The organism is uncultured Gemmiger sp., from assembly GCF_934561205.1.
Taxonomy (GTDB): Bacteria; Bacillota; Clostridia; order Oscillospirales; family Ruminococcaceae; genus Gemmiger.
The window spans coordinates 1-12,350 of sequence record NZ_CAKTFU010000008.1 but is presented as its reverse complement, the minus strand read 5'-3'; the positions used below and the strand labels follow the sequence as shown (position 1 = coordinate 12,350).

The window sequence follows — 12,350 nt, the reverse complement described above, 5'->3', positions numbered from 1 at the left end:
ATTCTGCCATCAGCCGTTCACCTCCTCATAGGTAATACCCGGATAGTTTTTGATGTAATCCAGCGCTTTTTCGCGGTTTTCGTCGTTGGGCAGCGCCAGCAGCATACTGCCGAGGGTCTGCCCGTTGACAATGCGGGTGTCGGCCGCCAGAATCGACACCAGCGCATTGCACTCGATGGCAAGGCTTGCGACCAGCGGCTTGTCGGTGGTGTGGGTGCCGTTAAAGGCCACGCGCACGGTGGTGCAGCCGTCCATCGTTTCGGTGCGGGGCGCACCGGCGGGATAGACCAGACGGCGGGCGGCGGCGGATTTCGGATGGCTGAAAATCTCCTGCACATCGCCTTCCTCCACCACAGTGCCCTGATCCAGGATCGCCACGCGGTTGCAGATCTCCTCCACGACGCTCATCTGGTGGGTGATGACCACCACGGTGATGCCCAGCTCACGGTTGATCTTGCGGATCAGCTCCAAAATGGCGTGGGTGGTGTTGGGGTCCAGCGCGCTGGTGGCCTCGTCGCACAGCAGCACCTTGGGGTCGGTGGCCAGCGCACGGGCAATGGCAATGCGCTGCTTCTGTCCGCCGGAAAGCTGGGCCGGGTAGGCATCGGCTTTATCGGGCAGGCCGACCAGCGCCAGCAGCTCACGGGCGCGGGCCTCGGCCTTGTCCTTGGGCACCTTGGCCAGCTCCATCGGGAACATGATATTGCGCAGGCAGGTGCGCTGCATCAGCAGGTTGAACTGCTGAAAAATCATCGTGATCTCCCGCCGCGCGGCGCGCAGCCCGGCGGGAGTCAGGGTCTCCATGCGGTGCTCGTTGACGGTGACGCTGCCCTCATCGGGGCGCTCCAGCATGTTGATGCAGCGTACCAGCGTGGATTTACCCGCGCCGGACATGCCGATGATGCCGTACACATCGCCGTCCCGAATGGTCAGGTTGATATCGTTCAGCGCTACGACCGTGCCGCCTTGGGTGGTAAAGCGCTTGGTCAGGTGTTGCAGTTCGATCATTGGGAATCTTCCTCACTTACAAAGATAGCGAATGGGCCGCAAAGACCCACTCGCTATTGATTTTACCTTATATTTCGCCCGGATGCAAGCCTTTTCTCGGATTTTCCCGATTTGAGTGCCGTTGTAGACTAAACTTATCAGCTAACCGAGCTGATTTAAAAACGAAAGGGGCATGAATCAGCCCCCTACAAGTAAAAAGTGAGGTCTATAAAATGAAGTACAATGTACTGGCAACTGAACACCGTGAAGGCTCTTTTACCGTTAAAACCGGAAAGGATGCCGGGCAAACCAAGAGTTACAATTTCTTTCGTCTGCATTGCTTGAAAAAGAACCGCGAGAACGTCGGCGGCGTTGAAGTGTTGCAGGTTCGTGCCACTCCCGATATGTACGCCCAGCTTGTTGCCGAGTGCGGCGGCAAGGAAACCGACATCTTGAACCGCAAGTTGGATTTTGAGGTTCAGAAAGTCTACGAGAACTACATTCTCAAGGATTTTGAAGTCGTGGAGTAAGAGGTGCAGCCCTATGGAGAAGCAACCGCCACCACCACGACCGCCGCCATAATTGCCGAACTGTTCTAGTTAGTTTGGCTCTCCACGGGGCTACGTCCGTGGAGAGCCAAAAGCCAAGCCAAAAACATAACAGAGGTGGTTAAGGTGGCAGATTCCCCAAAATCTTATCAGTTTGTTTTTACGCTGTACCCAGAAAGTCAGCAGAACGCCATTGATTATGTAAAGACGCATTGGCCGTGTGCGTGGGCTTTGCATGATAAAGATACTTATGATGCAGAGGATTTGAAGTCATACGCCAAGGAACATAGCGGCGAATGTCCCACTTGGAACGTGGGTGATTTGAAAAAGCCCCATGTTCATTTTGTGGTACGCTTTAAAAACCAACGTTACGCCAGTGGTGTAGCAAAGGAACTTCGGAACAAAGCTCTATCAAATGTAAACAATTCCGCCATTTGCAGATGCTTTAACCTTTACAAGTCTTACGTTTACCTTTGGCACGAAAACGAACAAGATAAATACAAGTATGACCCCGAGATAGTTGGTTTACACGATTTTGAACCGCCTGCGCAGAATGAGGGCGTAAGCGAGGAAGAACAAGTTGCAACTATGTTCGATATGCCTAAATGCCATTCTGTGAAGGAATTGGCACGTTGGGCATACGATAATGGCTGTTGGTCAACCTTCCGCAAGAACTATAACCTTTGGAAGGACATTTGGCAGGAAACAGTGAAAGGTCGTGCAGATTGTGCCGATATGGATTGATTCTTGCCATCAGCCAACAGAGGTTATTGACGGCGTTACCTGTGTTCGACCCTGCCCGTGCTATTACTGCAATTCCTGCCCAGATGCAACTTTAGATTGCAAGATGGGCAATCAGTATTGCGTGTACGACAGCTATAAAAAGAAGAACGTTCCTACGCCATTTCGTTTTGAACTTTTGGACACTGTGCATTATCTGCACATACCTAAAGTTTATACACGTTGCGCGGCGTGTTATTACCGTTTACAACATCCTCATTATAACATCCTAGAGGTTCGCCCCTTTGATGAAATTGTAGAGGATTTGCCATTTTGAGGTGTATTATGCGTATCACCCAGAAAACGCTGATTGATTACAACCAGATTGACAGCGTGATTCGGATTCAAAGTTTTGTCGGCGACAAGGATTATGCAAGACGCCTTTTAAGCGTCAAACAAGATATTGCGCGCGTTTACGGGCGTATGTCGCCGAACTATTCCGTTCTTGCAACTGTCTATGATGACAAAATCACTACCGTTGAGGTCGTACCCCATAATTACAAGTTGTAACGCAACCCCCAAATTTGCGATTACATATAATTCTTGAAGAAAGGAGATGCAACTTTATGAACACTGTTTATCTCGCTGGTGACGGTGTTGAGGTTGCAAAGACTGCTGTGGACGCTGTTATCACTGCTATGAGTGATGTGTTTACCCTGTCCGGCAACATCATCACCCAGATTACTGGTCAGCCTATCCTGCTGTTCTGTCTGGCGGCAAGTCTGGTGCCTGTCGGCATCGGCATTTTCCGTTCCCTGATGAACGTGGCTCGCGGCTGATCGGTAGCCCTGCGGGACGGCTTGCCGCCCCGCATCTTATGCCAGAGTAACTCAACGGTAGAGTTTGCCAACTTTTGAAACTGACCTGTGGCGGGTTACAGTTAGTTGTGGGTTCAAATCCCACCTCTGGTATCACAACCCTACGGGGCGGGATTTCCCGCTCCGCATTTTTTGTATAACTAAAAATGCCGCCATTGCTGGCGGCGTATGAGGTGTTTTTATGAATTCATTTCTTTCTATGTTTCTTGCTGCCTTTTTGGGGCAGGGGTTTGTACTTGTTGTTCGTTTCTTGATAGAGGCGATAGTGGATTATCGCAATTTCAGAAAGGCAGAATCCGCCGATTCCACCAGAGATGAAACGTAATACAAAAGGTATTTCAGCCAATACTTGCACGATGAAACTTATGTACAAAAACAGCAGTGATATGTAAAATTTTACGTTTTCCTTGTGTGGGTTTGTTGCTTTTCTTGCCGTTTTCTTTTGCTTTAATTTCTCATACAGAAATTTGCATAAAGCAATTAGTCCGGCAGATACAACATTTACTATTATATCTTTTAGCATACGTTACCTTTCTAAAAATGCCGCCTTTACTGGCGGCGGGTTTTGATGGTGTATATGGTTGCCGCAATAATCGCGGTTAGTATGGCCATGCCGCTTTTCGCGTCCTTGCCTCCTATGAATAGAAAAACAAATACATTATAGATTAAGTCAACGATATAAAATCCAAAGTATCCTAAAACGGCTACGCCGATAATAGTTGCAATTCTTTTGAAGTTCATCTTTATCACCTCGATTTCATTATAACAGGAAGTGATTTTTTGGTCAAGAAAATATTCTCCGTACTTATGGCACTTATTGTCTTTACAAGTGCTGTTGCTCCCGCTGCTTTTGCTGACGATGTTTTAGAAGTATGTCCTAAATGCGGTGAACGAACATATACCACAAGACAAGATTTTTCTATGAGTACCGCTGATTATAGTATGCCGATTTCTATAAAAAAGCGGTATTGCACGTCATGCAATTATACCTACTATGATTGGAATTGCTTGGGTATTACTGGTTATAAGGATTTTGATAATGGTGGATATAATTTCATTGTGGATTATCTTAATGATTGGAAAGATAAAACCTTCGGCAAAAACGCCACGGCCAGCGAATGGCAAGCCGGAGGCGGCTCGGCGTCACCCGGTGGCGTAGGCCGTAACCCTGCCGGTTACGCTGGTGAAGGCGTACCTAACTACAATAACAATGGCACGCTTCAGGTTGCGCTTTATCCTGATGTTTCAATATATTCATCTACACCGTATTATTCTTTTCCGTATTCATTTAACTATACTGATTCATCTTCTCGTTTTTATGTTTCCGGTAATAACAATACTATTTTATATAATTGGATAGCTTCGTCTAACGGTAAGCGTTTGACTACCCAATTACGATACTATTTGGATTGCAAAGTTACTGGTTTGTATTACAACGACGTCAAGCTTTTAGCTATGTCTAATATTTATAACTATGATAGCAAAGCTTTCGTTTCATCATACATTCCTGAAAACACTATTAGTAAAAAAGTTTCCTCTGGCTCTCGTGAAGCTTTATATACATACACTGTTGGCACTACAATCAAGGCAGACGCTTCTGGCTATAATAAGTACACTGCTTTAGTTCATCCGATTATACTTTCTTGCATTCCTGATACAAATACTGTCACCAATCAAACCAACATCACCATCAACAACAACACTTGGAACGGCAATATCTACACCGATAACAGCACCAATCTTACCTACATCTACCCCCAGTACACCACCATCAACGAAAACAACGAAACGGTTACCAACATATCCAACAACCCCATCATTTATAATAATGAAACCAAACAGTACTACACTTACGATAGTGTGACCAATAACTACTACTACATAACTTATAACGCGCCTACGCCGACACCCACACCGACACCCGACCCCACGCCTAGCACATCTCCTGTTCCCACATGGCAACCTGGCGGTGGTGCTACTCATGGCGGCGGTGTAGGCCGTCACCCGTATGATGCAGATAAATCGGATTGGACGCTGCATTACTACATCTTGAATAATCGCCGCTACGATGCCTACTATGCCCTTAAAAAAACAGAGGTTGATGCGCAGACAAAATTACCGTGGGTAGACAATAAAAAATATATATCCACAACCCAGATACCTATTGCGAACGGACAGTACACGGTAACTGTACCAGAGGGCGTTTATTGGCGTGTATGGCAATGGGACGAAACAAGTCAAACACTAACTGGCCTGAACAGCTCCAACTGGCATAGCAGTATGAATTACTTCTTGTTTAACGCCACGGGTGAATATATCTTTGAGTTCTGCAAGGCCGATGGTTTAGACTTCAATTCTGCTAAGGATGTAATTCTAAAGTTGAAAAATGATAGAATCACGGACTATGAAGATGGCGGCACAGAAATTGAAAATAAACCCATTGTTCCCGATACGCAAAACCTCATCATTCCCAAAATGAATGCCAACTCCTTTACAGATGAACACGGCACTTGGGTTGCTTCTGGTTCTTCAAAGTATAGTGATGTGTTCGATTTCTTCTATGCTTTTGACCGTTCAACCGCCAATTTTTGGGAAACAAATGTAAGTCCGTCTTACTTACAAATTGAAATTCCCGACCCCGAAAGCTACTACATTGACGGCTACATTATGCGAATATCCAAGTTCAACAATCGATATTCCAAGGATTGGACGCTGCAAGGCTCTGATGATGGCGAAACATGGGACGACCTGGATAAGCAAACAGGCCAAAATCTTTCGGACATGGAAGAACACAAGTATACTCTCACTTTGCGCAAGGCATATAAATACTGCCGCTTGAATATGTCGAATTACGCAAGCTCTATGTGCTCTCTTAGCCACTTCAACCTGCTTGGCTACGCTGCAAAAGATGTAACGTTCCCCACGCCTGACCCTGGCGGCTCTACCCCTGACCCCGACAAGCCTACTCCCACACCTACCCCGGGCGGCTCTGATAGCTCCGGTGACGGCTCTGACAGTAACCCCTTTAAGTGGTTCGGTGAGTTGTTCAAGGATATTCTTGACGGCATCATTAAAGGCTTGTGGAAAATTATAACGTCCATTTTCGGGTTTATTCTCTGGTTGCTCTCTCTTTTGTTCAAACTGTTCCCTTGGATGCCGAACAGCGCATTAGTTGCCTTGTGTGGCGGTGTAGTTGTCGTTACCATTATCCGCATAATTAAATTCATTACAGGAAGGTGATGTTTTGAAAAGACTTGTTGTTTTGTTTTCGTTGGTCTGCTGTATGGTTTTTACTGCCGTTCCGGTCTTTGCATCTGATACATCCGAAACCACATCCAGCAGTACCTCAACAGATGATGATTCGCAATCTGCATCGGATATGAAAGATGCCTTCGATGAATACGGCGGTAAATTGTCCGATGTTATTGATGAGGTGAAGCAAGGTTGGGACGATGTTTTTTCCGGTTTAGAAGGTGTTCTAAAATTTCTCGCCGATACCGTAGGCGGTATTTTCGGCGTGTTACCCGCAAGCTATACCGTGTATGTCGTAATGCTTTGTTTGTGTATCGCTGTTTCTGCCGTTATTAAAGTTCTTACGGAGTAATGCCTATGTTTTTGGAATTTATGCAAAAAATTGCTGAATTGCTCACCGTCAAAATCAACTTTTATGGTGCATCCTTTAGTGTTTTTGATTTTGCAATTTGGTATCTTTTCGCAAGCCTGATTATTTGGGTTGTGAAACAACTTCTTTTTTGAGGTGCAATATGTTAAAGGATAATTTTAATAAAATATGTTTGGTGGCTATCGCCTTTTTGGTACTTGTTTCTCTGTGTTTCACGCTGAAAGTGAACGCCGAGGAATTTGATGCTCCCGCCGATGCCGCCGAGAGTGTGCCCAGTGTGCAAGTTTATGACCCCGATTTATATGCAAAACTGGATTCATTGCAAGAATCCGTCAATGCTCTGTCTGAGGTCATTGCGGCAGATACGCAAAATACAGCGCCTGATTATACCGAACAGCTTTCCGGCATTTCCGACCAGTTGCAAATTTTGGCTGAACAGGCTGAACCCGAAACAGATACTACCAGCGCCTTTGACAAATCTTTTTCAGAGTATTCTCTTGTTGAGAATTTACTCCTGATTTTATCTGTTATTTTAGGCTTTAATGTGTTTTCGCTTATTATAAAGAATTTTATTTTATGATCGTGAGGTGATCCTATGGCATCCTTGTTCTATGACCTTTTAACTTTTTTCGGAATTACCGCAACTGCCCCGCAAAATCTCAGTGAACTGTTCCCGTGGCTTTTCTCTATCCTTGTTGCGCTTACGCTGTTCTTGTTTGTCTTTGGGATGATTAAGGACTTTGTACATACTTTCGGGCGAGGTAAATTCTAATGGTTTATTTGTGTTTGTTCGCCTTTGCTGTTGCGCTTGCGGTATCTCGCATTTTTCGGTGCGTTGTGTTTCATCCCTTCAAAAACGCCTACTTTTGTATCAAAGATTTGTACTGGTATATCCGTCATAAGGGATGGAACAAATGCCCTGTAGGTGCCTTAGACATTTATTGCGGTTATTTCGGAAGCGGTAAAACGCTTTCCCTTGTTCATAAGGTGCTTAGTCTTTACAGCCGTTATAATGATAAACTGGTATGGTGCGACCGCCGCAAGAAGTTTGTAACGCAGAAAATCAAGGTGCTGTCGAATGTTGACCTTGCTATACCTTATGAACATTTGGATAGCCTTGCGCAGGTCGTCAATGCGGCCAAGGTCAACCGTAGTATAGATGATGCAAATGATACGCTTACAATTACCATTGTGGCAATGGACGAGTTAAGCGTTCAAATGAACAGCCGGAGTTTTAAAGACAACTTTAATGCATACTTCTTGAATACTTTGTTGACGTGCCGGCATAGCTATATTAGCATTTATGGCTCTGCCCAGCGTTTTCAACACGTAGACAAATTGATGCGTGACGTTACTCATACGGTTATTCAATGTCATAAGGTTTGGCGTTTCCAGCTGTGGAGTTCCTACGATGCCTGGGAAATGGAAAACGCTACGAATGCGGAAATGATTCGTCCGCTCCGGCGCGGTTTGTGGTTTGTTCACGATAAAGATTATTGTGCGTATGACACATTGGCAATCGTGGATAACCTCAAGAAAAAATTTGAGGAAGGTGACATTCTTTCCGATGCTGAAATTATAACGAATCAAGCCCCTTCCGGTCCTCTTGGCTTGGAAGTCACTACAAATCCTACAGCAAAAGCAAAGCGGCGTATGCAATCTACGGGCAAGAAATAAAAAGCGGCAAGCGCGCAATGGGGGCGCGGGGCTATGCCCCCGCCCCTGCGCGCTGCCGCACACTTTTTTAATAATTCAGAGGTAAAAAGTACGATAGAACGTATGGTTTCCGACTTTTTAAGATCCTGGCTTTTTTCGGCGGATTTCCTATCCCCCTCCGTGGGGTTCACCTCCTTTTAGTCCCACCTGATATCTATTTCCTCTGTGTTGCCGACTTTTATGTACACCGTTTGCACACTGATTTTCTGGACGTGGTGACCTTCGTATTTCTTTATTTGCAGAACCCCCGCCCGTCGGAGACAAGTAGCGGCTACAAGCGGGGGTGACCGTCTGCGCGTGCCCAGTTTATAAAGTGCGCGCAGATGGTGGAGTCCCCGCGCAGGGATGCCGCGTTTCACTGGTTGTTGTTTCCGGGTTGAATCCCTTTATATGCTTCTTAGCGCCGTGCTTGCACGGCGCTTTTTTGGTGTAAAAGTCAAGGGAAGGGGTGGAGATTTTGTCGTGGAGAAAATACGACCCTTCCGCGCTGATCCGAAGTGCCGCGTAGCAAACGAGGCTCGGCGCGGATGGGTGGAGATTTTCGGAACGGCAAAATACTACCCCGACCTTTACTTTTATACCAAAAAAAATAAAATGTCAGTAGAACCATTTGGAAGGAGAAACAAGGGATGCTGATAGAACCACGACCAAAAGGAAAGCATTTTACAAAGGATGATAGAGTAAGAATAGAAGCGCTCTATAAGGCAGGACACACACAACGGGAAATTGCGCAGGAATTGGGATGCACACAGCCCGCTATCTGCTATGAGTTGAAAAAAGGAATAATAGACCAACTGGACGGCGAAACATGGATAATGTATAAAACCTATGATGCCTACGCCGCCCAGCAGTATGCAGAATACCAGTATACTGCACACGGTAACGGTCTGAAAATTGGTAGCAATCACGACTATGTAAAAGCAATAGGCGAGTGCATATCAATGGGATATAGCCCCTATGCCGCAATTGAAAAAGTGGGCAATGCTTACGGTGTAAAAGTATCTAAGCAAACCATGTATCGCTATATTGCCGAGGGTCTTATACCAGATACCACCTATAAAAACCTACCTGTCGGGCATCGCAAAAAACGCAAAAAGAAAGTAGAATCAACTATGCGTTCCCAGTGCGTAACCCACCGCAGTATTGAACGCCGCTCAAAAATCATAATGATGCGTGACACCTTTGGACATTGGGAAATAGATAGCATTATAGGCACATCCGAGGGAAAAAACGAATCCTGTCTAGTGATGACAGAACGCTATACCCGCGAGGAAATAGTAATTAAAGTAGAGAATAAGACCGCCGATGCCACTACAAAAGCAATGCAGGAACTAAAACAAAAATTTGGTGATGACTTCAATAAAATTTTCTTTACCATCACCCTAGATAATGGTTCGGAATTTGCAAATCAAAACGCCTTTGATGCTCTGGGCGTTCCTGCGTTCTATTGCCATCCCGGGCATCCCTATGAACGTGGAAGCAACGAAAACAATAACAAACTGCTTCGGCGGCATTTTCCGAAAGGTCAGAGTATGAAGCACAAAACGCAGTACCACGCCACACAAGCGCAACATTTCATAAACGGCTACCCGAGGGAAATGTTCAACGGCAGATGCAGTAATGACTTGTTCAAGGAACAGCTTGACCAAATCGACCTATATAATAAGCAAAATATTCTGGATTTTTTTAACATAAACTAATGCAAAAATTTATCATAGCAGATTTGTAGGCTGATAGACCCTTTTCAGATTAGGGCTTTATCGGTCTATTCGTGTTGTGCATTTTTCACATTTTTATCAGTAAGATCCTTATGCATTATGCCGAATATAAAATTAGGGCTTGACTTTAGGGATTTTCCCGATTTGCCGCAGTTTTTCGGCAGAAATCAGAAGATGGGCACAACGGCGCCGTCATAGGTTTCGTTGATGTAGTCGCGCACCTTGTCGCTCTGCAAAGCGGCCAGCAGGGCCTGAATGGCGGGGTCGTTCTCGTTGCCCTCTTTTACGACCAGCACGTTGGCGTAGGTCTGGGCAGCTTCAGAGGAAGCGTCCTCGGTGGCAAGGGCGTCCTTGCCGACGGAGAAGCCTGCCTCGATGGCGTAGTTGCCGTTGATGACGGCAAAGTCAACGTCCTGTACGGTACGGGGCAGCTGGGCGGCCTCGATCTCCTGGATCTTGACGTTGTGGGGGTTCTCCTCAATGTCGTTGACGGTGGCGGTCAGGCCGGCACCGTCGCGCACGGTGATGATGCCCTGTGCGGCCAGCAGCTGCAGGGCGCGGGCCTCGTTGGTGGTGTCGTTGGGAACGGCGATGGTGGCACCGTCGGCAATGTTGGTCAGGTCGTTGCTCTTGCCCGGGTAGATGCCGAACGGCTCGTAGTGGATGGCGCCTACGCTGACCAGATGGGTGCCGTTTTCGGCGTTGAAGCTGTCCAGATAGGGGGTGTGCTGGAAGTAGTTGGCGTCCACCTCGCCGTTTTCGGTGACGAGGTTGGGCTGGACGTAGTCACTGAATTCTTTGATGTCCAGCGTGATGCCCTGCTCGGCCAGGATCTCCTTGGCGACGCCCAGGATCTCGGCGTGGGGTGTGGGGGAGGCGGCAACCACCAGCTTGGTGCCGGCGAGGTCGTTGGTGCTCTCGGCGGCGGAAGAAGCAGCCTCGGAAGAAACGGCCTCGGAAGATGCGGAGGCAGCCTCAGAAGAAGCGGGGGCGGAGGATGCGGCAGAACCGCAGGCGGCCAGGCTCAGGGTCAGGGATGCGGCAAGGGCGGCAGAAAGTAACTTTTTCATAATAAAAAACTCCTTACAGTATATCATGTTGTGTTTTGTACATTTCGGTGTGTTGGCGGCGGGGGTCCCTCCTACCCACGACACATTCGCACACCGGGCTGTTTGTAGATGGTTCCTCTTTCCATTACAAGTTCCTCCCCTTAAAATCAAACGCAATCAGCAAAAAAGCGGGGCACCGGCTGCCCGGCACCCCGCTGCAAATCCTGTTTACGCGCGTTTTGCGCACAGGAAAGTAAGCACAGGCTGCCGAGGCACACTGCACATGCACATCATCATCATAGAGCTGCTGCGGATCATAGGTCTGTACTCCTTTCCTCAAGAATGTGTTGCTGTTTGGTTTCTATGTGGGTAGTATAGACCCATTTGCCGCCGTTGTCAACACCCAAAACGGTAAAACCGTGAATTTTGCCGTTTTGTACAAACTCGGTGGAAAAGACGCGCAGGGGGTTGCATTTTCCTACAAACATGGTATGATAAATGTATTACCACTGTGAGGAGAACGACCCGCTATGAAATTTTCGACCCGTGACCGCTATGCCCTGCGCCTTATGGTAGAGCTGGCCAACCACCCCAAGGACCTTGTGCCGTTAAAAGAAATCAGCGATGCCCAGGGCATCAGCTTAAAGTATCTGGAACAAATCGTCACGCCGCTGAGCAAGGCCGGCCTTTTGGGCAGTGTGCGCGGGGCACAGGGCGGCTACCGTCTGCTGCGCCCGGCCGAGGATATCACCGCCGGGGAGATCCTGCGCGCGGTCGAGGGCGAGCTGACGGCCATACCCTGCCTGGGGACGGGGGTGGACTGCCCGCGCCGCTGCCAATGCTATACGCTGGATTTCTGGGCCGGCCTGAACGAGACCATCAACCGCTATGTGGACGGTGTCACGCTGGCACAGCTGTGCGTCTTGGAGGGTCAGCCCGACGCCTGACGCAAAAAATACAGAAAATGAAAAAAATCTGTTGACAAAACCATCCAACATTGTTATAATAATTAAGCTGTCATTGAGACAGCAGATGTTGCCCCATAGCTCAGTTGGTTAGAGCACCTGACTGTTAATCAGGGTGTCGTCCGTTCAAGTCGGACTGGGGCAGCC

Annotated in this window: 14 protein-coding genes, 1 tRNA gene and 1 pseudogene; 12 read left to right on the top strand and 4 right to left on the bottom strand. The window is 47.4% G+C overall.

Annotated features, from left to right (window positions below; translation table 11 throughout):
• Positions 1 to 9: 9 nt before the first annotated feature.
• Positions 10 to 1,008 (bottom strand): methionine ABC transporter ATP-binding protein, encoded by a 999-nt coding sequence (locus Q0I19_RS06625; protein WP_294759715.1) that lies wholly within the window; start codon positions 1,006 to 1,008, stop codon positions 10 to 12.
• Between the two features lie 212 nt (positions 1,009 to 1,220).
• Here Q0I19_RS06625 and Q0I19_RS06620 point away from each other — a divergent pair, with 212 nt between their 5' ends.
• From Q0I19_RS06620 to Q0I19_RS06600, 5 genes and pseudogenes are all read left to right on the top strand, one after another.
• Complete coding sequence (locus tag Q0I19_RS06620; RefSeq protein ID WP_294759713.1) at positions 1,221 to 1,517, top strand: hypothetical protein; 297 nt, start codon at positions 1,221 to 1,223, stop codon at positions 1,515 to 1,517.
• Positions 1,518 to 1,661: 144 nt separating this feature from the next.
• Positions 1,662 to 2,279: a Rep family protein gene (locus tag Q0I19_RS06615; RefSeq protein ID WP_294759711.1), complete on the top strand. Its 618-nt coding sequence runs from the start codon at positions 1,662 to 1,664 to the stop codon at positions 2,277 to 2,279.
• Between the two features lie 321 nt (positions 2,280 to 2,600).
• A complete protein-coding gene (locus Q0I19_RS06610; RefSeq protein WP_294759709.1) occupies positions 2,601 to 2,825 on the top strand; it encodes a hypothetical protein in 225 nt (74 codons plus the stop codon).
• A 56-nt stretch (positions 2,826 to 2,881) separates the two neighbouring features.
• The gene (locus Q0I19_RS06605) at positions 2,882 to 3,094 is read left to right on the top strand and encodes a hypothetical protein (protein WP_294759707.1); all 213 of its coding nucleotides are present in this window, start codon (positions 2,882 to 2,884) and stop codon (positions 3,092 to 3,094) included.
• 40 nt (positions 3,095 to 3,134) lie between these two features.
• Positions 3,135 to 3,226, top strand: a pseudogene (locus Q0I19_RS06600).
• A 94-nt stretch (positions 3,227 to 3,320) separates the two neighbouring features.
• On the opposite strand, the gene Q0I19_RS06595 reads toward Q0I19_RS06600, so the two are convergent.
• Positions 3,321 to 3,656: a hypothetical protein gene (locus Q0I19_RS06595; protein WP_294759705.1), complete on the bottom strand. Its 336-nt coding sequence runs from the start codon at positions 3,654 to 3,656 to the stop codon at positions 3,321 to 3,323.
• A 26-nt stretch (positions 3,657 to 3,682) separates the two neighbouring features.
• On the bottom strand, positions 3,683 to 3,874 hold the full coding sequence (locus tag Q0I19_RS06590; RefSeq protein ID WP_294759704.1) for a hypothetical protein: 192 nt from the start codon (positions 3,872 to 3,874) through the stop codon (positions 3,683 to 3,685).
• Positions 3,875 to 3,913: 39 nt separating this feature from the next.
• Here Q0I19_RS06590 and Q0I19_RS06585 point away from each other — a divergent pair, with 39 nt between their 5' ends.
• The 5 genes from Q0I19_RS06585 (at position 3,914) to Q0I19_RS06565 (ending at position 10,171) form a co-directional block, all read left to right on the top strand.
• Positions 3,914 to 6,373, top strand: coding sequence for a hypothetical protein (locus tag Q0I19_RS06585; protein ID WP_294759703.1), 2,460 nt, complete (start codon positions 3,914 to 3,916; stop codon positions 6,371 to 6,373).
• Between the two features lie 4 nt (positions 6,374 to 6,377).
• A complete protein-coding gene (locus Q0I19_RS06580; RefSeq protein WP_294759701.1) occupies positions 6,378 to 6,737 on the top strand; it encodes a hypothetical protein in 360 nt (119 codons plus the stop codon).
• A 160-nt stretch (positions 6,738 to 6,897) separates the two neighbouring features.
• The gene (locus Q0I19_RS06575) at positions 6,898 to 7,335 is read left to right on the top strand and encodes a hypothetical protein (RefSeq protein ID WP_294759698.1); all 438 of its coding nucleotides are present in this window, start codon (positions 6,898 to 6,900) and stop codon (positions 7,333 to 7,335) included.
• Positions 7,336 to 7,526: 191 nt separating this feature from the next.
• Complete coding sequence (locus tag Q0I19_RS06570; protein WP_294759696.1) at positions 7,527 to 8,432, top strand: hypothetical protein; 906 nt, start codon at positions 7,527 to 7,529, stop codon at positions 8,430 to 8,432.
• A 668-nt stretch (positions 8,433 to 9,100) separates the two neighbouring features.
• The gene (locus tag Q0I19_RS06565; RefSeq protein ID WP_294759695.1) at positions 9,101 to 10,171 is read left to right on the top strand and encodes an IS30 family transposase; all 1,071 of its coding nucleotides are present in this window, start codon (positions 9,101 to 9,103) and stop codon (positions 10,169 to 10,171) included.
• A gap of 185 nt (positions 10,172 to 10,356) precedes the next feature.
• Here the strand turns inward: Q0I19_RS06565 and Q0I19_RS06560 are convergent, their stop codons facing one another.
• Positions 10,357 to 11,259: a MetQ/NlpA family ABC transporter substrate-binding protein gene (locus Q0I19_RS06560; RefSeq protein WP_294759694.1), complete on the bottom strand. Its 903-nt coding sequence runs from the start codon at positions 11,257 to 11,259 to the stop codon at positions 10,357 to 10,359.
• 509 nt (positions 11,260 to 11,768) lie between these two features.
• Here Q0I19_RS06560 and Q0I19_RS06555 point away from each other — a divergent pair.
• Both Q0I19_RS06555 and Q0I19_RS06550 read left to right on the top strand, forming a co-directional pair.
• Positions 11,769 to 12,185: an Rrf2 family transcriptional regulator gene (locus tag Q0I19_RS06555; protein ID WP_294759692.1), complete on the top strand. Its 417-nt coding sequence runs from the start codon at positions 11,769 to 11,771 to the stop codon at positions 12,183 to 12,185.
• Between the two features lie 89 nt (positions 12,186 to 12,274).
• Positions 12,275 to 12,348 (top strand) — tRNA-Asn (locus tag Q0I19_RS06550).
• Positions 12,349 to 12,350 lie beyond the last annotated feature (2 nt).